We start from the raw sequence: 18,693 nt of genomic DNA, 5'->3' as shown, positions 1-18,693 counted from the left end.
TCCGGCGGTTTTGGAGGCGGGCGGATCCGAAATGCTTGCCGGCAGCCGACACGAATTTGCTGCCGCAAGACGAAAAGGCGTCCTGTCGCCCGACCACAACCCAAGAGAGAGGTTTTCCCTTGACGGAATTCAGAACCGTAGTCTTTGGCGCGCTCTTGCGAGCCTTTGCAACCGCTTCGCCATAATTTCGAAAAATTATCGAATCCCGCTCAACATTGATGAGATTTCCTGTGTTTTCTTTTTGGTTTTCGCCCCTTATCCATAATTCTGCTTTCTTCAGGAATTCAGGTTAGGGAATGTTACTGTACCTGCGACAAGGAAGACTCTTGGTTGATTCCCACAGTCAAGCAACTAATACTGGTCACCCCAGTAGCGTTTCAGACATATCGGTATCGAGTGAAAACCCGTGGTAAAAGCTATTTTCTTTGATGTATTGGGCACCATTGTCGATTGGAACAGGGGTCTATCCAGCGGTTTCGAACGCGCCTTCGCAAAAAGTGGCAAGGACATCTCGGCGAGTACCCTGGCAAGTGCATGGTACAGGGACTATCGCGCGCGGCTGGCTTCCAGCACGGGAGCGATCCAGGCGCAGGAACACCTGGCTGAAAGCCTGATCAGGGTTCTGGAAGAAGCCGGACTCGAAGCTTCGGCCGGCAGCCGCGAACAGGAATTGCTTCTGTCCTGCTGGCAGCGCTTCCCGGCCTGGCCGGACAGCGTGCCGGGCCTGCGCGCGTTGCGGCGCGAATATGTCATCGCCGCCTGCACCGACCTTCCGACCGCACCGATGACCTGGCTCGCCAAGCATGCGGGCCTGCCGTGGGATCTCGTGCTGGGATCGGACCTGCTGGACGGGCAGACGCACGACGGCAGCCTGTTCCTCAAGGCGGCGGCGACGCTCGACCTGCAGCCGTCCGAGGTCATGTATGCCTCCGCCCACAATGCCGACCTGGCCGCCGCCCGGGCGGTGGGACTGAAGACCGCCTTCTTTGCAAGGCCGAAGGAATTCGGCGCCGATCAGCGCAACGACCTCGCCCCCCGCGACAGTTGGGACATCGTCGCCTTCGACCTGCTGGATCTCGCCCGCTACATGGAATCGGCCGTCTACTGACCCCTTTCCAAAGGCAGCCAGCCAAAGAAAAAGGCGCGGGAGTTCCCCCGCGCCCTCTCGTTCGTGCGCCCTAGGGGGCGATGCCCCCGCCGCCCTCAGCGCAGCGGCTGCAGCACCGAAACGTAGTTGGCGACCGCAGCGCCGCCCATGTTGAAGACGCCGCCGAGCTCGGCATTCTTCACCTGGATGTCGCCGGCCGTGCCGGTCAGCTGCATCGACGACAGCACATGCATCGAAACGCCGGTGGCACCGATCGGATGCCCCTTGGCCTTGAGGCCGCCCGACGGATTGACCGGCAGGCGGCCGTCCATCTGCGTCCAGCCCTCGAGGATGGCGCGATGCCCCTCGCCCGGCGCGGTCAGGCCCATCGCCTCGTACTCGATCAGCTCGGCAATGGTGAAGCAGTCGTGGGTCTCGACGAAGGACAGGTCGCCGATGGACAGACCCGCCGCCGTCAACGCCCGGCGCCAGGCCTCGCCGCAGCCCTCGAAGGCGAGGATGTCGCGCTTCGACATGGGCAGGAAGTCCTGCGCATGGGCGAGGCCGCGGAAGGCGACGGCCTTCTTGCGGCCGAGCGCGGTCTCGATATCGGTCAGCACCAGCGCGGCGGCGCCGTCGGAGACGAGCGAGCAGTCGGTACGCTTCAGCGGGCCGGCGACGAAGGGGTTCTTCTCGCTCTCGGCGCGGCAGAAGTCGAAGCCGAGATCCTTACGCATCTGCGCGTAAGGATTGCCGACGCCGTTCTTGTGGTTCTTGGCGGCAATGGCGGCCAGCGCGTCCGAGCGGTCGCCGTATTTCTGGAAATAGGCCTGTGCGATCTTGCCGAAGACACCGGCAAAGCCGGCCGGCGTGTCGCCGTCTTCCGGCAGGTAGGAGGCCTTGAGCAGGTTGCGGCCGATCTCCGGACCCGGGGTCGTGGTCATCTGCTCGACGCCGACCACCAGCACCACCCGCGCCTCGCGCGCAGCAATGGCGCGCACGCCCTGATGTACGGCGGCCGATCCGGTCGCGCAGGCATTCTCGACGCGGGTCGCGCGCTTGAAGCGCAAGCCGGGGTCGGCCTGCAGCACGAGCGAGGCGGTGAAGTCCTGGGCCGAGAAGCCGGCGTTGAAATGGCCGAGCACGATCTCGTCGATATCCGCCGGCTCGAAACCGGCATCGGCGATGGCATCGCGCGCCACCTGGACGATCAGGCTCTCGACCGTCTCGTCGGAATGCTTGCCAAAGGGGGTATGGGCCCAGCCGACAATTGCTGCAGTCATGACTACCTCCGCCAAAACGCCCTGACGCGGATCGCCGGCTGCCCATGCGGGCGGGCCTGTCCGGATCCCGGGCCGTTTCCTTCAATGGTGGGGAAGATTCCACTTCGCAGGCAGGCTTGCAAGCGCCTTATTTACGAAAACGTCAATAGAGAAGGATTTCTTATTTATATATATGAACTTAGATGAAATTTGAGAAACTCTCCCGCATCCAACACACCTCCTCCGGCCTGAATGCGAGCAAAGAAAAAGGCCCGGCAGTTGCCTGCCGGGCCTCTCAATCCAATCCTCAGAGGATCAGATTAGAACGTGCGCTGGATACGGAACACGCCGACCAGAGCGTCGTCGTTGCCAGCAACGCCCTTGATGTCGCGGTTGCGGTACTCGAGCTCAGCACCGAGGTACAGGCCGGAGACCGGACGCCAGATGATGTTACCCTGGACGTTCAGGTCGCGGATGTCGGCCAGACCAGCGCTCGCAGCCTGATCCAGGCTGTTGTACGAAGCGGTGATCGCGGTCGAGATCGCCGGGGTCCAGAAGTGGGTGAAGCCACCGCCGATGCCCCAAGCCGTCGACATCTTCAGAGCGCCGCCAGCGTTGTAAGCAGCGTCAGAGAACACGCCGTCCCAAGCCGAGCTGACGTAGCCGATCGCGCCCTGCGAGTAGACCGCCTGCAGCGAGATGTTGTCGCCCGGAGCGATCATCGGCAGGTTGAACGTGGCGCCAGCGCCGATCGCCCAGCCGAGCTTGCTCTTGCCACCGGTCACGCCGGCAACGTTGGCACCGTAGACGTGGTGCAGAGCACCCATGATCTGAGCCGAACCCCAGCCCTGATCGACGCGCAGGTTGGCGACGAAGTCCGGGATCTTGTGGCCGCCGTAGTAGTTGACGCCGGCAACCGGGCCAACGATCGTGCCGCGCTTGTTCGCGACTTCAGCCGACACCGAGGCCGAGAAGCCGTTGCCGAACTGAGCGGTGTACGCGAACAGGTTGGTCTCGCCGTAATCGGTGAAGCCCTGGTCGAGGACGGAACCCCAGTTGTTGCCGGTGTAGAACTGGAAGTACGTAGCGGTACGACCAGCAACGAAGCCACCCAGCTGGATGAAGGCTTCGTCGAGGTAGAAGTCAGACGCACCGGCGTTGTCGGTGGTCGACCAAGCCGCGACGTAGGTGCGCAGCAGGCCGTACTCGGTGTTGGTGCGGCTGTCGAAGTTCAGGTAGCCACGAGCACGGATGCCGGTCGAGGTGTCGGTGCGGTCGTCCCAAGCGGAACCACCGTTGTCCAGCATGTCGAACAGACGGAACTCGACGCGAACGCCGCCGCCGATCTTCAGGCAGGTCTCGGTGCCCGGGATGTAGAAGAAGCCGGTGCCGAAAGCGTCGCAAACGCGAACGTAGTCGACCGGCTCCGGAGCCACCGGGAGATCGGCGGCCTGAGCGCCCGTGGCTGCCATGGCAGCAGCGGAAGCGCCGAGCAGGATGCTCTTGATGTTCATTTCCTGACCTCGTCGTTATTCCCTGTGTGACCTAGCGGCCAACGGGAGATGAAGAGTTGAGCAAGCTTCCCCGCGAGCTCGATCCTTTTCTAAGCGAGGCCGTCGGCGGCTAGCAACCGGCAAATACCCGAAAGCGGCACTCGACGGACACAGTGTGTCTTTGTGGTGACACCCCGTTAAGCCTCTGTTAGCAAATGACCGAGGTTTCCTGCGGTTCTGCCGTTTTCGGCCGCCGGCGCGGCTTTTCGGCCTTCCGCGCCATGCTGCGCTGCGAGAGCCTTGAAGCGGCCCCTCGCGACCCGTAAAGAGGGCCCGAATGCCGCATCGGCGCGCTTTTGCAGGCAGGCCCTGCCTCGATTCGTGGCAGTCAAGACGCCCACAGGGCTGGAAACGGGGACGTGAACGGATGCAGACGACAGTTGGCGGGACGCCCGTCGCCATATCGGTCTTCATCATTGCCCACAACGAGGCCGACCGCATCGCCCGCGCCATCGACAGCGTCGCCGGATTCGCCGACGAGGTCGTCGTGGTCGACAGCGGCTCCACCGACGGGACGCAGGACCTCGCGCACGCGCATGGTGCGCGCGTCATAGAGAATGCCTGGCCGGGCTACGGACAACAGAAGCGCTTCGGCGAGGACCAGTGCCGCAACGACTGGATCTTCAACCTGGATGCGGACGAGGCGGCAACGCCCGCGCTGGCGCGCGAGATCGCGCAACTGGCCGCCTCCGGCGCGCTGACCTCGGCGCCGTTCTGGGACGTGGCGATCAAGGACGTCTTCGCCCATGAGGACGGTCCGGCGCCCTGGGCCTATGGCTATATCCAGATCCGCCTTTACGACCGGCGCGCGGGACGCTTTTCCGATTCGCCCGTGCACGACACGGTGCGTCCGCCGGACGGCGCAAGGCGCGCGCGCCTGAAGGGGGCGATGGAGCACCGCTCGATTCGCTCGGTCGCCTTCCACGTGGAGAAGATGAACCGCTACTCGACCATGCAGGCCGAGGACATGGCCGCGCGCGGCCGGCGGATCGCCCGCTGGCGCATCGCCACCGAATTCCCCCTCGCCTTCCTGAAGGCCTATGCGATCCGCCGCTATGCCCTCTATGGCTGGTGGGGGATCGTGATCTCCGTCAATTTCGCCTATACGAGGTTCCTGCGGCTTGCGAAGGCCTATGAGCGGGAGCTTTGCGAGCGGGCCGAACAGCGCCGGCGGAGCTGAGGCCCGCCCCTTCGGCGAGGCACCTTGCAGGACACATATAGATAAAGAGAGCCGGTGGCACCCAGATGCATAGCGTGACGATCCGCGACATTTCCTTCCAGGTGAACGATGCGCGCCCCGGCTTCTGGCGGCAGGCGGAAAACGGCAACTGGGAAAAGCCGACCTACGACATTCTCGACGCCTGCGTCGACGAGGACACCGTCTGCCTCGACTTCGGCGCCTGGGTCGGCCCGACCGTGCTCTACGAGGCGCAGCGGGCGCGCAAGGTCATCGCCTTCGAGCCGGACCCGGCGGCAGCCGACGAACTGGAGGCCAATCTCGCGCTCAACCCGGCGATCAAGGACAAGGTCACGGTTCTGCGCAAGGCGGTGTGGACGCAGAGCGGCAGCCGCAAGATGGCCGCCAAGACCGCGCCGGGCGATTCGATGTCCTCCTTCGTGCACAAGGACGCGAGCGTGACCTTCGACGTCGACTGCATCTCCATCGAGGAGATCGCCGCGATGATCGGGCCGAACGACAAGCTGTTCATCAAGATGGACATCGAGGGCGCGGAATACGACGTGGCGCCGATGCTGGCACCGCTCCTGCAGCGCAAGCGGGTCGACTGCTTCGTCTCGTTCCATCCGCGCTTTGCGGCCGGCGGGCACCCGCGCTTCCACAAGACCTTCGGCATGACGCGCCGGGTGTTCCAGACCTTCCGCGGCTTCAATCTCACCCGCGTCGGGCGCAAGTCGCTGCTGCCCGCCGGCGACGTGAAGCTGCTGGCAAAGCTCGGCCTGTGGCTGTTCGAGGCCAAGCGCGGCTTCCTGTTCTCCAAGGGCCGGGCGCCGCTGCGCTGAGCGCGCGGGCCGAAACGGGACACACAACAATGAGCGAGAACGGCACGCGGATGGTCCCGCAGGTGGTCGTCGTCGGCGCCGGGCCGGCCGGGCTGATCGCCGCCGACAGGCTGTCGGCAGCAGGCCTTGCCGTCACCATCGCGGAGCGCATGCCCTCGCCTGCGCGCAAGCTGCTGATGGCCGGGCGCGGCGGGCTCAACCTCACCCATGGCGAGGAGATGCCCGTCTTCCTCTCCCGCTACCGGGACGCGGAAGCGCAGCTGGCGCCGGCGATCGCCGCCTTCGACCCGGCAGCGCTGAGAGCCTGGTGCGCAGAGCTCGGCATCGAGACCTTCGTCGGTTCGAGCGGACGGGTGTTTCCGGTCCAGATGAAGGCCTCGCCGCTGGTGCGGGCGCTGCTGGCGCGGCTCGCCGCGCGCGGCGTGCAGCTCAACACACGCTGGACCTGGACGGGGCTGGAGAAGACAGGGCTGGAGGCGAGCGCGGAAGCGCCCGCGCGCTGGCGCCTCTCCTTCGAAACGCCGGACGGGACAAAGGACATCGAGGCCGATGCGGTACTGCTGGCGCTCGGCGGGGCGAGCTGGCCGCGGCTCGGCAGCGACGGCGGCTGGGTGAACCCGATCGCACGGCACGGCGTGGCGGTGACGCCGCTGACGCCGGCGAATGCGGGCGTTCTCATCGACTGGTCGGAGCTGCTGAAGGAGCGCTTCGCCGGAACGCCGCTGAAGCGAATCGCGGCAAGCGTCGGCGATACGCGCGTTGCCGGCGAGGCGATGATCACCGCGCGCGGGCTGGAGGGCGGCGCGGTCTACGCGCTGTCGGCGGAACTGCGCGCAGCCTTCGAGGAAAACGGGACGGCGGAACTGCTGCTCGACCTGCGCCCGGATCTCGGCGAGGCGGATCTGGCAGTGCGGCTTGCGCGCCCGCGCGGCAAGCAGTCGCTTTCCAATCACCTGCGCAAGGTGGCCGGCCTGCCCCCAAGCGCCATCGCGCTGCTGTGGGAAACGGGCGAGCGCACCAGCGACCCGCTCGAACTTGCCCGCCGCATCAAGGGGCTGGCGCTGACCGCGACGGGGTTCTCCGGCATGGACCGGGCGATCTCCACGGCCGGCGGCATCGCGTGGAGCGAGATCGGCGCGGATTTCGGCCTCAGCAAGCTGCCGGGCGTCCATGTCGCCGGCGAGATGATCGACTGGGAAGCCCCGACAGGCGGCTACCTGCTGCAGGCGTCCTTCGCCAGCGGCGTTGCGGCAGCGGACGGCATCGCCCGGACACTGGTTGGCCGGTAGCCCCTCCCCTTCGCAAAACGGAAAAAGGCCGGCAAAGGCCGGCCCTCTTCAGATCCCCAGCTAGGGGTGTTCCGCCTGGTATGGCGAACTTCAGCTTCGGGTGACTAGCGGCAGAACTGGTAGCGCCCCGAATAGGTGCGGAAGTAGCCGGTGTCCGGGTTGAACGAACGGTACTTCGACGAGCAGTAGCTGTACCATTCCGGCGTCCACGGGGCCGGGCGGCCATAATAGACCGGGGCCGGTTCGTAGCGCGGGGCCGGCTCGTAGTAGCGCGGCTGCGACAGGGCGGAGCCGATCACCGCACCGGCAACGAACCCACCGGCGGCGGCCCAGCCGTTATTGTGGTGCCAGCCCTTCTTGGCCTCGGCGCCGGTGGTGCCGGATGCCAGAACCGCACCGGCGGTCAGGGCGACTGCAAGACTTGTGGCTGCGATCTTCTTGAACATGACTTCATTCCCTCTGCTTGATGCTTCTTACTGATCCCTATGACGCCGCTTTTCCCTGCGTCCATGATCAGAAGATAGACGGGTTTTGCCAAGACAACTGTGATGGCGATCACGGGATGACGCATCCCGGGAGCCACCTTCTTCGCGGCCCTGCGAGGGCTGCCGCCCGGCTGAATTGACATGAAACATGAATCATGCGTCATATAACGACGGCGATACGGACCGGCGGGCTGGAGGAGCGGCCCGCGATCCGCGCCACAGGGAGGACACCATGATCAGACATGCCACCGCGGCCGCGCTGCTCGCCGCAGCCCTTGCCGCCGCGCCGCTGGGCGCCGGGGCACAGGCCGAGGACATCCGCATCGCCCATGTCTACGGCAAGACCGGCGCGCTGGAGGCCTATGCCAAGCAGTCGCATATCGGCTTCATGATGGGGCTGGAATACGCGACCGACGGCACGATGGAGATCGACGGCCGCAAGATCGTCGTCATCGAGAAGGACACCCAGCTGAAGCCGGATATCGGCCGCGCCGCGCTGGCCGAGGCCTATGGCGACGACGACGTGCATCTGGCCGTCGGGCCGGTGTCCTCGGGCGTCGCGCTGGCGATGCTGCCGGTCGCCGAGGAATACGGCAAGCTGCTCCTGGTCGAGCCGGCGGTGGCCGATTCCATCACCGGCGAGAACTGGAACCGCTACGTCTTCCGCACGGGGCGCAACTCCTCGCAGGACGCCATCGCCAATGCGGTCGCGCTCGGCAAGGACGGCGTCACCATCGCCACGCTGGCGCAGGACTACGCCTTCGGCCGCGACGGCGTCGCCGCCTTCCGCGAGGCGCTGGCCGATACTGGCGCCAAGCTCGCCTTCGAGGAATACGCCCCGACCGACACCCAGGACTTCACCGCCAGCGCCCAGCGCATCTTCGACGCGATGAAGGACATCGAGGGACGCAAGTTCCTGTTCGTGATCTGGGCCGGCGCCAACAACCCGATCGGCAAGATCAAGGCGATGGAGCCGGAGCGCTTCGGCATCGAGATCGCCACCGGCGGCAACATCCTGGCGGCGATGAAGGCCTACAAGGCGCTGCCGGGCATGGAGGGCGCCACCTATTACTACCACGACATCCCGAAGAACCCGGCGAACGACTGGCTGGTCTCCGAGCACGAGAAGCGCCACGGCTCGCCGCCGGACTTCTTCACCGCCGGCGGCATGTCGGCCGCCATCGCCGTCGTCGAGGGCATCCGCAAGGCCGGCTCGACCGATACGGAAGACCTGATCGCGGCGATGGAGGGCATGTCCTTCGAAACGCCGAAGGGCACGATGACCTTCCGCGCGGAGGATCACCAGGCGTTGCAGTCCATGTACCACTTCAAGATCCGGGTCGACCCGGAGGTCGAGTGGGGCATTCCGGAACTGGTGCGCGAGCTGAAGATCGAGGACATGAACATCCCGATCCGCAACACGCGCTGACGCTCTGGCGTGGCGGGTTTGGAACACGCGTCGTTTCGGCGGCACTCCCAAAGCGTGTTTCAAATTCCGCCACGCGAGGCGGCCCGGCCCCTTCGCCGCGGCCGGGCCGCCCGAACTTTCCGACACCGAGCCTTTCCCGCGCCCTTTCCCGGAGCCGAGCCCTCATGCGCGAACCGCCCGTTCTTGCGACCGAGGACCTGACGATCCGCTTCGGCGGCCATGTCGCGGTCGACGCGGTGACCTGCGCCTTCGAGCGCGGCACGCTGACCGCCATCGTCGGACCCAACGGCGCCGGCAAGACCACCTATTTCAATCTCGTCTCAGGCCAGCTGAAGGCCAGCGCCGGCACGGTGCGGCTCAACGGCGAGGACATCACGCGCCTTGGCGTCGCCGACCGCTGCGAGCGCGGCATCGGCCGGGCATTCCAGCTGACCAACCTGTTTCCCAGCCTCAGCGTGCGCGAGAACGTGCGGCTGGTGGCGCAATCGCGCGCGCGACGCGGCTTCGACCTGTTCTCGCGGGCCAGCTCGCATGTGGAGCTGATCGAGCGGGCCGAGCACGTGCTCTCCGAGGTGCGGCTTGCCGACAAGCGCGACGTCACCGTCTCCGCCCTGCCGCATGGCGACCAGCGCAAACTGGAGGTCGCCCTGATGATCGCGCTCGGCGCGCAGGTGCTGATGTTCGACGAGCCGACCGCCGGCATGAGCGTCGACGAGGTGCCGGTGATCCTCGACCTGATCCGCGAGCTGAAGGCCGACAAGGACCGCACGATCCTCCTGGTCGAGCACAAGATGGACGTGATCCGCACCCTGGCCGACCGCATCGTCGTGCTGCACAACGGCGCGCTGGTCGCCGACGGCGAGCCGGGCGAAGTGATGCGCTCGGCCATCGTGCAGGAAGCCTATCTCGGCAAGGCGCCGGATACCGCTGCCGCAACGGAGACCGCGCATGGCTGACGCGCTGCTGACGCTCGAGGGCGTCCACACCCATATCGGCCCCTATCACATCCTGCATGAGGTGAGCTTCGCGGTGCCGCGCGGCGGGGTGACCATGCTGCTGGGCCGCAACGGCGCCGGCAAGTCGACGACGCTGCGCACCATCATGGGCCTGTGGAAGGCGAGCCGCGGCACCATCACCTTCGACGGGCGGCAGATCCAGACGCTGGCAACCCCCGACATCGCCCGGGCGGGCATTGCCTATGTGCCTGAGAACATGGGCATCTTCGCCGACCTGACGGTGGCGGAGAACATGCGCCTTGCCGCCACGCGCGGGCCGTTCGACGAGAGGCGCCTTGCCTGGATCAAGGAGCTGTTTCCGCCCATCGGCACGTTCTGGGACAAGGCTGCCGGCACGCTGTCGGGCGGGCAGAAGCAGATGCTCTCGGTCGCCCGCGCGATCATCGAGCCGCGCCGGCTGATCCTGATCGACGAGCCGAGCAAGGGACTGGCGCCGGCGATCATCGCCGCGATGACGGCAGCGCTGAAAGAGTTGAAGGACACCGACACCACCATCCTGCTGGTGGAGCAGAACTTCGCCATGGCCTCGGCGCTCGGCGACACGGTGGCGGTGATGGATGACGGGCGCATCGTCCATGCGGGCGCGATGGCGGAGCTTGCCGCCGACGCGTCGCTGCAGGAGAAGCTGATGGGCCTCAGCCTGGAGGTGCACCAGTGAGCGAAACCGCGATCCGCCCCCGCCTGGTGGGGCCGACGGCAATGGAACGGCTCGGCAAGGCGGCGCCGCTGCTGCTGGCGCCGGTGCTGGCCCTCGCCGGGCTTGTCGCCGTCGGCGATCCGTCCGTGTGGCTGACGCTGACGGTCGCCGGGCTCGCCATGGGGCTGATGATCTTCATCATGGCCTCGGGGCTCACCGTCGTCTTCGGCCTGATGGACGTGATCAATTTCGGCCATGGCGCCTTCGTCTCGGTCGGCGCCTTCGTCGGCTTCACGGTGCTCGCCTGGCTGTCCGGCTGGACGCAGAACCCGGCCGTGGTGCTGAACCTTGCCGCCGTGTTCCTGGCGATCCTCGCCTCCATGGCGGTGACGGGCGCACTCGGGCTCGCCTTCGAGCGGGTGATCGTCAAGCCGGTCTACGGCCACCACCTGAAGCAGATCCTCGTCACCATGGGCGGACTGATCGTCGCCCAGCAGCTGATCCACGTGGTCTGGGGGCCGGATGCGATCCATGTCGCCCGCCCGCCCTCGCTGCAGGGCTCGTTCATCGTCGGCGAGGCCGCCATCGAGAAATACCGCATGCTGGCGGTGGCCATCGGGCTGGTGCTGTTCGTCGCCATGCGCCACGTGCTGCGGGCGACCAAGCTCGGCCTGCTGGTGCGGGCCGGGGTGGAAAACGGCGAAATGGTCGAGGCGCTCGGTTACCGGATCAACCGGCTGTTCCTGCTGGTGTTCATGGCCGGATCGGCGCTTGCCGGCCTCGGCGGCATCATGTGGGGCCTCTATCAGGAGACGATCACCGCGCATATGGGTTCGGAGATCATGGTGCTGGTCTTCGTCGTGGTGATCATCGGCGGGCTCGGCTCCATCGAGGGCTGCTTCATCGGCGCGCTGCTGGTGGGTCTCCTGTCCAACTACATGGCGTTCCTGGCGCCCAAGGTGGCGCTGGTCTCCACCATCGCGCTGATGGTCGGCGTGCTGATGTGGCGGCCGCAGGGCCTCTACCCCGTGGTCAAGGCAAAGTAGGCGCAAGATGATCGACACCCTCCTTTCCGGCGACCGCCCGCACAGCCGGCCGCTCGCGCTGCTGCTGGTCGCAATCGGCCTTTGCCTTGCCTTCGCGCCGTTCCTGTTTCCCGGCACCAAGCCGCTCGATACGGCCGCGCGCATCTGCATCTTCATCGTGCTGGTGGCGAGCTACGATCTGCTGCTCGGCTATACCGGCATCGTCTCCTTCGCCCACACGATGTTCTTCGGCATCGGCGCCTATGGCGTGGCGCTGGCGCTCGGCAGTCTCGGGGCCTCGTTCCTGGCGATCCTTATCGGCGTGCTGGCCGGAACGGCACTGTCCTGCGCACTCGCGCTCGCCATCGGCCTGTTCTCCTTGCGGGTGAAGGCGATCTTCTTCGCCATGGTCACGCTGGCGGTCGCCAGCGCCTTCGCCGTGCTGGTCTCCCAGCTGTCGTCGATCACCGGCGGCGAGGACGGGCTGACCTACCGGATCCCGCGCGAGCTGACGCCGGCCTTCCGCCTGACCGACATGCGCATCTTCGACGTGCGCCTCGATGGGCGGCTGCTTGCCTATTACCTCGTCTTCTTCAGCGCCCTGGTGCTGTTCCTCGTGATGCTGCGCATCGTCAACTCGCCCTTCGGCTCCACGCTGAAGGCCGTGCGCGACAATGCCTTCCGCGCCGAGGCGATCGGCTACCGGGTCGTGCTCTACCGCACCACGGCGACGGTGCTGTCCGCCGCCATGGCGAGCCTTGCCGGCGCGCTGCTGGCGATCTGGATCCGCTACACGGGACCGGCGACGACCCTGTCCATGGAGATCATGATCGACATCCTCCTGATGGTGGTGATCGGCGGCATGGGCACCATGTACGGGGCGGTGATCGGCGCGAGCCTCTTCATCCTCGCCCAGACCTACCTGCAGAGCCTGATGGCCAGCGCCGAAGCGGCAACGCGCGGCGTGCCGCTGCTGCCCGACATGCTGGCGCCCGAACGCTGGCTGCTATGGCTCGGCACGCTGTTTATCCTGTCGGTCTATTTCTTCCCGGACGGCATCGTCGGCCGGCTGAGGAACCGCGGATGAGCAGACTGCATCTGCATCGGGCCGGCCGCCGCCGGCCGGGCGTGCCCATCCTGATCCTGCTGCACGGCTGGTCGTGCCATGGCGGCTTCTTCGCCCCGCAGCTGGAGGCACTTAGCGGCCTCACCGAGGTGATCGCGCCCGACCTGCCGGGCCACGGAAAGACCGGCGACACGGTGGCGCCGACCATCGAGGCGGGGGCGGATGCGCTCGCCGCAATGATGCAGCAAGAGGGCATCGCGAACGCGGTGCTGGTCGGCTGGTCGATGGGCGCGCTGGTTGCCTGGTCGATGATCGAGCGCCACGGCAGCGGCCGGCTGGCCGGACTGGTGGTGGAGGACATGGCGCCGCGGGTGATCAACGGACCCGACTGGACGCTGGGTACGCTGAACGGCCTCGACGGGCCGCGCAACGCGGTGTTCCTCAAGGCCATCGAGGGCCAGTGGCCGCTGCTGGCGCCGGCGACCGCCCGGCGGAGCTTTGCCGCCGATGCGCCCCGGGAGCTCGTCGACTTCGCCGAACGGGAGATGCGAAGGGCGAGCCCGCCGCTGCTCGCCGCCATGTGGCGCTCGCTCACGACCCAGGATTTCCGCCCCCTGACGCCGCGCATCGACGTGCCCGTCGTGCTGGCGCGGGGCGCGCAAAGCCAGCTCTACAGCCTGGCCGCCGCCGAGTGGCAGGCGGCGCATCTCGCCCATGCCCGCATCGAGACCTTCCCCCGGTCCGGCCACTCGCCGCATCTGGAGGAAGCGAGCAGGTTCAATGACATGCTGGCACGCCTCGTCGAAAGCCGGGCCGGCGTGCAAGGTGTTGCGGACACGTAACGAACCGCTGCGGACGCTGCGGCGACGGCTTGCCGGTCTGAGGGTTTTCGCATACACTTCGCCCGGTCGGTTTTCGGACCGGCCCCAGCGGGCTTGAAAATTCGAACCCGGTTAAGAAAGTTTCGGTATGCGGCGCTTCCTGGTCCAGTCGACCGGTTCTGTCGAACAGAACTGCCTTTCCCGTTTCTGAATGCCACGCTCGCGCAAGCAAGCGCGCTTACTTGCGCTTAACTATCGACACGGGACAGGAGTTCTCCCATGCGCCAGACCGGCACCCTGAAGTTCTTCAACCATGATCGTGGCTTCGGCTTCGTGACCCCGGCCGAGGGCGGCAAGGACGTGTTCGTCCACATCACCGCTTTCGAGCGTTCGGGCCTGGCCGTGCCGGCCGAGGGCACCACGCTCACCTTCGTGACCGAGGAAGACCGTCGCGGTCGCGGCCTGCAGGCCGCCCAGCTCGAGCTCGCCTAACGACGAGACGAGCCGTTCCGCAAGGAACCGGTTTTGACGCCGCCGGCATCGCCGGCGGCGTTTCTCGTTGAGCGGTGCGCAACGCGCGGCGAGCCGCGCTCAGGCAACCCCGACATCCTTCACCCCAACATCCTCGACATAGACCAGCGCGCGGCCCTCGCACACGCGCCGCCCGTCCTCGCCGAGGCACACGGTCTCAAGGTCCACGAGGTGCTTTTCCGGGCGCAGGCGCGTGATCGTGACGCGTGCCGTCAGCATCTCGCCGAAGCCCGCGGGCGAGAGAAACCGCATCTCCTGCTTCAGGTAGTTGGTGCCGAAGCCCGGCAGCCGGACGCCGAGCAGATAGGAGAAGAGCCCGCCGATCAGCGGCTGCGGCACCTCCTGCGGGAGCGTGTCCATGCCGGCAAGACCGGCGAAGACGGCCGCATCCGATGCCGGGAAGCGGCGGCTCACCTCGGCTCTCTGTCCCACGTCCAGCTTCATCGTCCCGCCTCCAGCCTGCACTGACCGACAAGCACGGGTGCCCCGTCTGCAACCCGCGAAATGGTGATCGCGACCTCGCCGGCCTCGCCGGTACCGGCTTGCGAGAAGGCGAGTTCCAGCTCCTCCTCCGCATAGGCGGGATTGGGGAACATCAGCGCCTGCACCGCGTGGCGGTGCTCCGGATAGCGCTGGCGCAGCAGGGCCCAGAGGCGCGAATAGAGCAGCATGCCGTGCGAGACGGTGCGCCCGAAGCGGGTGCGCGCCGAAAACTCCGCATCGACATGGATGGGATTGTCGTCGCCCGACAGTTCCGCGAAAGCGTCGAAATCCGCCTGTGTCGGCACCCAGCGCGCCGTCCATTCGTCCATTGCCGTGGTCACCGGCCACTCTCCCCATGCAGCGTTCTCAGGATGTGTTTCTGCACCTTGCCGGCGGCGGTGCGCGGCAGGTCGTCCACGACCTGGAAGCTGCGCGGCACCTTGTAGCCGGCGAGCCGTTCCCGGCACCAACGGGTCAGCGCGGCGACATCGATCGCCGCGCCGGGGCGGGCGATCAGCCAGGCGGCGCCGACCTCGCCCCACTTCTCGTCCGGCACGCCGATCACCACCGCGTCGAGCACGTCCTCATGGGCGACCAGCACCCGCTCGACCTCGGCCGGATAGACGTTCTCGCCGCCGGAGATGTACATGTCCTTGATGCGGTCGACGATGTAGTAGTAGCCGTCGGCATCGCGGCGGGCGACATCGCCCGACAGCAGCCAGCCGCCCGGCGCGAAGGCCGCAGCGCTTGCCTGCGGATTGCCGAAATAGCCGGGCGTGACGCCGGGCCCGCGGATCTGCAGCTCGCCCTCGCCTTCCCCTTCGACCACCTCGCCGGTGACGGAAACGAGGCGCACCTCGACGAGGATCTGCGCCTTGCCGACGGAGCCGATCTTGCGCGGCGCATTGTCCGGATCGGACAGGAACACCGTCGGCCCGGTCTCGGTCATGCCCATGCCGTTGCACACGGTGACGCCGCGCGACAGATAGGTCTCAAGCAGGGGCGCGGGCATCGGCGCACCGCCGCAGCCGAGCGAGCGCAGGGCGGAAAAGTCCGTTTCGCCAAAGCTCGGCTCCAGCGCGATCGCCTGGTAGATCGCCGGCACGCCGAAGAAGGCGGTGAGACGGCCGGCACCGATCAACCACAGCACCGCCGGGGCATCGAACTTGCGCAGAACGATGCTCTCGCCGCCGGCAAGGAACAGCGGCAGGGTCATCAGGTTGATGCCGGCCGTGTGGAACAGCGGCAGGAAGTTGACCGCGCGGTCGGTGCCGGAAAGGCCGGTCGCCTGGGTGTAGTTGACCGCATTGGCCCAGGCCATTTCCGCCGTCTGGATCACCAGTTTCGGCGTGCCGGTGGTGCCGGAGGTGGCCAGCAGGTACCAGGGCCGGCCGGCCTCGACCCGCATGTCGCCGAGCGGCGCCCAGGAAAGGTCTGCGGCAAGCCCGTCGAGATGCGGCGCCTCGCCCGCAACGGGCGCATCGGCAAAGCCGACAAGATCGAGCCCGAGATCACCGGCAAGCGCCTGAGCGGTCGCCGCCGTTGCGCCGTCATGCAGCAGCAGCCGCGCGCCGGAGGCGGCAACGACAGGCGCAAGCTCGGCCGGCGGCTGGCGCCAGTTGAGCGGCAGCAGCACGATGCCGGTCTTCTGCGCGGCGAAGAGCAGGACGAAGAAGTCCGCATGATTGTGGCTCAGGATGGCGACACGCTCGCCGGCGGCAATCCCGCGCGCCAGCAGGGCGCGGGCGGAGCGGTTGGCCTTTGCCTCGACTTCGGCGAAGGTCAGCTGCACGCCGGTCTCGTGGTCGGTGAAGGCGACGCGCGCGGGCGTCAGTTCGGCGCGCTTGGCCGCCATGTCGGTGACCCAGGACATCATCGCCGCCCCTCCCCGGCCAGCATCGCCGGCGCGAGAAAGGCCTCCATCCGCGCCCGCGTTTCGGGACGGGCGATCAGCGCCAGGAAGCCCTGAAGCTCGCGCTCCAGCGCCTCGGCGGCGGCGGCCCGGCGCTCCCTGTTCCAGACATTGGCGCGGGTCATGGCGAGGGTGCCGGGGTCCATTTCGGCAAGGGAGGCGGTCAGCGCAGCGACGCGCGCCTCCAGCTCGGCGCGCGGGCAGATCTCGCTCGCCAGACCAAGGCGCAGGCAATCGGAGGCGGTGAGGCGCTGGTTGCGATACTGCACCTCCAGCGCCCGCGCGGTGCCGATGCGGCCCGGCAGCAGCGCGGTCCAGCCGCCATCGGGCGCAAAGCCCATCTGCGCATAATAGGGCTGGAGAAACGCGTCCTCGCTCATCACCACCATGTCGGCGGCCAGCATCAGGCCGGCCGAGCCGCCGGTGACCGGACCGTTCACGGCGGCAATCACCGGCATGGGAAAGGCGAGAAGATCGAGGATCGCCGCATTGAGCGGGCCGACGATCTCGCGCGCGAAGCGCAGCAGGGCCTCGCGGTCGCGGGCAAGCTCGGCGAAGCGGGCAACATCGCCGCCGGCGGAAAAGGCCCGGCCGTGCCCGGTCAACACGAGCGCCGGGGCCTCGGCCCGCCGTGCCTCGTCGATCCGTTCGCGCAAGGCGGCCAGCAGTTCGGGCACCAGCGCATTGCCGCGCCCGGGACGGTCCAGCGTCAGCCAGACGGCATCCTCCCGCCGGTCGAAATGCACCGGGGCGGCAGCGGCGGCGCTCATTCGCCGTCCCTTGCGCCGACCTTCAGGCCGTTCTCGATGAGGTCGTGGGCGACATCGACCATGGTGTCGACCGGAATGTCGCCGCCGAACACCACCTGGAACTCGCCGAGCGAGCGGGCGATGCCCATCAGCGTCCAGGCGCGGATCTCGGCATCGCCGGGGCGGATGGTGCCGGCGCTTGCGGCTCGCTCCAGCCCCTCGCGATAGCCTTCGGCGAAGGTGCGGAAGTAGGCGAGATAGGCGTCGCGGTCGACGAACTGCGCCTCCTGGACGATACGGTAGAGCTCGGGATGGGCGGAGACGAAGGCGAGGAAGGCGCGCAGGCCCTCGCGCTCGGCCTTAAGACGGTCCGCGTAACCGGACGTGGCCTCGCTGATCGCATGGCGCAGCATGCGGCCCATTTCGGCAACGAGCTCGGAGAAGACCTCGTCCTTGCTGGCGAAATAGATGTAGAATGTGCCCTGCGCGACGCCGGCCTCGCGGGTGATGGAACCGATGGAGGCCTCGTTGAAGCCCTGACGGCCGATGACACGCTCGGCAGCCTCGAGGATCGCCCGACGGGTGGCCGCACCGCGCGCGGTTTTCGGCATGCCGGAGGCGGCCTCCTCGCCGCCGGTGGCGACGGCACTTGCCGGAACAGTTCCCGTTGCGTCATTCTTGGGCGCGCGCGGCTTGGCGACGCCCGCCCCGGCCGGAGCCTTGCGTCCACGCGCGGCGGTGCCGCGGCCTGTGGCCTGCCCCGCGCCCCTGCCCGTTCTCGCTTCGCCCACGACGTCTCCCCCCGTGTAATATGAATTATGAATCACTATTCATGTTCTGGGAGCGAGTTTCAAGCGCAAAGCAAGGGAGAGGATGGAGCGAGGGAACGGTGGAAACGATCCTCCGACGTGAACCCTACCCGCAGGATGTCATCCCGGTTTCGGCGAAGTCGAAGACCGGGATCCAGTAATCCCGGAACGGTTTTGCCCGAGCCTCGGCGCTGCCGCTGGACCACCGGTGGCGGCTGGCTTGGCGCCACCATCTGTTCCGGCGGATACTGGATACCTGCCTTCGCAGGTATGACAGCCTTGGGGATGGCAATGCGTTCCCGCCTCACCCCGGCTGAGGGTGCCAATGGGTCCCGGCTCTCCGGCTTCGCCTGCGGCCGGGATGACCTTCCGAGGCAGAGGCACGGCCCCGCATCCCTTCTGCCGTCACCCCGGACGGGCATCGCGAGATCCGGGGCCTATTGGCTTCCAGGGCGGAGGAGAGCCGCATCAGCCTTCGCATTATTTCGCATTCTGTAGACTACACTGCCCTTCCCTCACT

General features: G+C 67.1%; 19 protein-coding genes. 11 read left to right on the top strand and 8 right to left on the bottom strand.

The annotated features are described in order from the left end of the window. Positions 1-406: 406 nt before the first annotated feature. Positions 407-1,108, top strand: a complete 702-nt coding sequence (locus H7H34_RS03480) for an HAD family hydrolase (protein WP_185924272.1) — start codon at positions 407-409, stop codon at positions 1,106-1,108. Positions 1,109-1,203: 95 nt separating this feature from the next. On the opposite strand, the gene H7H34_RS03475 is transcribed toward H7H34_RS03480, so the two are convergent. Both H7H34_RS03475 and H7H34_RS03470 read right to left on the bottom strand, forming a co-directional pair. Then, positions 1,204-2,370 (bottom strand): acetyl-CoA acetyltransferase, encoded by a 1,167-nt coding sequence (locus H7H34_RS03475; RefSeq protein WP_120268550.1) that lies wholly within the window; start codon positions 2,368-2,370, stop codon positions 1,204-1,206. 299 nt (positions 2,371-2,669) lie between these two features. Next, entirely contained in the window at positions 2,670-3,863 is a 1,194-nt protein-coding gene (locus H7H34_RS03470) for a porin (RefSeq protein ID WP_185924271.1), read from the bottom strand. Positions 3,864-4,269: 406 nt separating this feature from the next. On the opposite strand from H7H34_RS03470, the gene H7H34_RS03465 reads away from it, so the two are divergent. The 3 genes from H7H34_RS03465 to H7H34_RS03455 all read left to right on the top strand — a co-directional run bounded on the left by H7H34_RS03465 (position 4,270) and on the right by H7H34_RS03455 (position 7,210). After that, on the top strand, positions 4,270-5,082 hold the full coding sequence (locus H7H34_RS03465) for a glycosyltransferase family 2 protein (RefSeq protein WP_185924270.1): 813 nt from the start codon (positions 4,270-4,272) through the stop codon (positions 5,080-5,082). Between the two features lie 65 nt (positions 5,083-5,147). Further along, positions 5,148-5,921 (top strand): FkbM family methyltransferase, encoded by a 774-nt coding sequence (locus tag H7H34_RS03460; protein ID WP_185924269.1) that lies wholly within the window; start codon positions 5,148-5,150, stop codon positions 5,919-5,921. A 29-nt stretch (positions 5,922-5,950) separates the two neighbouring features. Then, entirely contained in the window at positions 5,951-7,210 is a 1,260-nt protein-coding gene (locus H7H34_RS03455; RefSeq protein ID WP_245164961.1) for a BaiN/RdsA family NAD(P)/FAD-dependent oxidoreductase, read from the top strand. A gap of 104 nt (positions 7,211-7,314) precedes the next feature. Here the strand turns inward: H7H34_RS03455 and H7H34_RS03450 are convergent, their stop codons facing one another. Next, positions 7,315-7,656, bottom strand: coding sequence for a BA14K family protein (locus tag H7H34_RS03450; RefSeq protein ID WP_185924268.1), 342 nt, complete (start codon positions 7,654-7,656; stop codon positions 7,315-7,317). Between the two features lie 271 nt (positions 7,657-7,927). On the opposite strand from H7H34_RS03450, the gene H7H34_RS03445 reads away from it, so the two are divergent. The 7 genes from H7H34_RS03445 (at position 7,928) to H7H34_RS03415 (ending at position 14,181) form a co-directional block, all read left to right on the top strand. Continuing rightward, positions 7,928-9,124 (top strand): substrate-binding domain-containing protein, encoded by a 1,197-nt coding sequence (locus H7H34_RS03445; RefSeq protein ID WP_185924267.1) that lies wholly within the window; start codon positions 7,928-7,930, stop codon positions 9,122-9,124. 164 nt (positions 9,125-9,288) lie between these two features. Further along, a complete protein-coding gene (locus H7H34_RS03440; RefSeq protein ID WP_185924266.1) occupies positions 9,289-10,080 on the top strand; it encodes an ABC transporter ATP-binding protein in 792 nt (263 codons plus the stop codon). Continuing rightward, on the top strand, positions 10,073-10,798 hold the full coding sequence (locus H7H34_RS03435) for an ABC transporter ATP-binding protein (protein WP_185924265.1): 726 nt from the start codon (positions 10,073-10,075) through the stop codon (positions 10,796-10,798). Before H7H34_RS03440 ends, H7H34_RS03435 begins: the two co-directional genes overlap by 8 nt. A gap of 41 nt (positions 10,799-10,839) precedes the next feature. Next, positions 10,840-11,823, top strand: a complete 984-nt coding sequence (locus tag H7H34_RS03430) for a branched-chain amino acid ABC transporter permease (protein WP_208979843.1) — start codon at positions 10,840-10,842, stop codon at positions 11,821-11,823. 7 nt (positions 11,824-11,830) lie between these two features. Further along, entirely contained in the window at positions 11,831-12,889 is a 1,059-nt protein-coding gene (locus H7H34_RS03425) for a branched-chain amino acid ABC transporter permease (RefSeq protein WP_185924264.1), read from the top strand. Continuing rightward, the gene (locus tag H7H34_RS03420) at positions 12,886-13,710 is read left to right on the top strand and encodes an alpha/beta fold hydrolase (RefSeq protein WP_185924263.1); all 825 of its coding nucleotides are present in this window, start codon (positions 12,886-12,888) and stop codon (positions 13,708-13,710) included. The genes H7H34_RS03425 and H7H34_RS03420 overlap by 4 nt, the downstream gene beginning before the upstream one ends. Positions 13,711-13,968: 258 nt before the next feature. Then, entirely contained in the window at positions 13,969-14,181 is a 213-nt protein-coding gene (locus tag H7H34_RS03415; RefSeq protein ID WP_067220344.1) for a cold-shock protein, read from the top strand. A 99-nt stretch (positions 14,182-14,280) separates the two neighbouring features. On the opposite strand, the gene H7H34_RS03410 is transcribed toward H7H34_RS03415, so the two are convergent. From H7H34_RS03410 to H7H34_RS03390, 5 genes are read right to left on the bottom strand one after another with little or no spacing between them, the layout of a single operon-like run. Continuing rightward, positions 14,281-14,664, bottom strand: a complete 384-nt coding sequence (locus H7H34_RS03410) for a hotdog family protein (protein WP_185924262.1) — start codon at positions 14,662-14,664, stop codon at positions 14,281-14,283. Continuing rightward, positions 14,661-15,044: a MaoC/PaaZ C-terminal domain-containing protein gene (locus H7H34_RS03405; RefSeq protein ID WP_371811349.1), complete on the bottom strand. Its 384-nt coding sequence runs from the start codon at positions 15,042-15,044 to the stop codon at positions 14,661-14,663. The genes H7H34_RS03410 and H7H34_RS03405 overlap by 4 nt, the downstream gene beginning before the upstream one ends. After that, a complete protein-coding gene (locus tag H7H34_RS03400) occupies positions 15,041-16,579 on the bottom strand; it encodes an AMP-binding protein (protein WP_245164959.1) in 1,539 nt (512 codons plus the stop codon). Before H7H34_RS03400 ends, H7H34_RS03405 begins: the two co-directional genes overlap by 4 nt. After that, a complete protein-coding gene (locus H7H34_RS03395) occupies positions 16,576-17,385 on the bottom strand; it encodes an enoyl-CoA hydratase/isomerase family protein (RefSeq protein ID WP_185924261.1) in 810 nt (269 codons plus the stop codon). Before H7H34_RS03395 ends, H7H34_RS03400 begins: the two co-directional genes overlap by 4 nt. After that, on the bottom strand, positions 17,382-18,155 hold the full coding sequence (locus tag H7H34_RS03390) for a TetR/AcrR family transcriptional regulator (RefSeq protein ID WP_371811348.1): 774 nt from the start codon (positions 18,153-18,155) through the stop codon (positions 17,382-17,384). Before H7H34_RS03390 ends, H7H34_RS03395 begins: the two co-directional genes overlap by 4 nt. Positions 18,156-18,693: the final 538 nt, after the last annotated feature.

The sequence above is a fragment of the Stappia sp. 28M-7 genome, assembly GCF_014252955.1.
In the GTDB taxonomy this organism is placed as follows: domain Bacteria; phylum Pseudomonadota; class Alphaproteobacteria; order Rhizobiales; family Stappiaceae; genus Stappia.
This window is presented reverse-complemented; position numbering and strand designations above follow the sequence as displayed.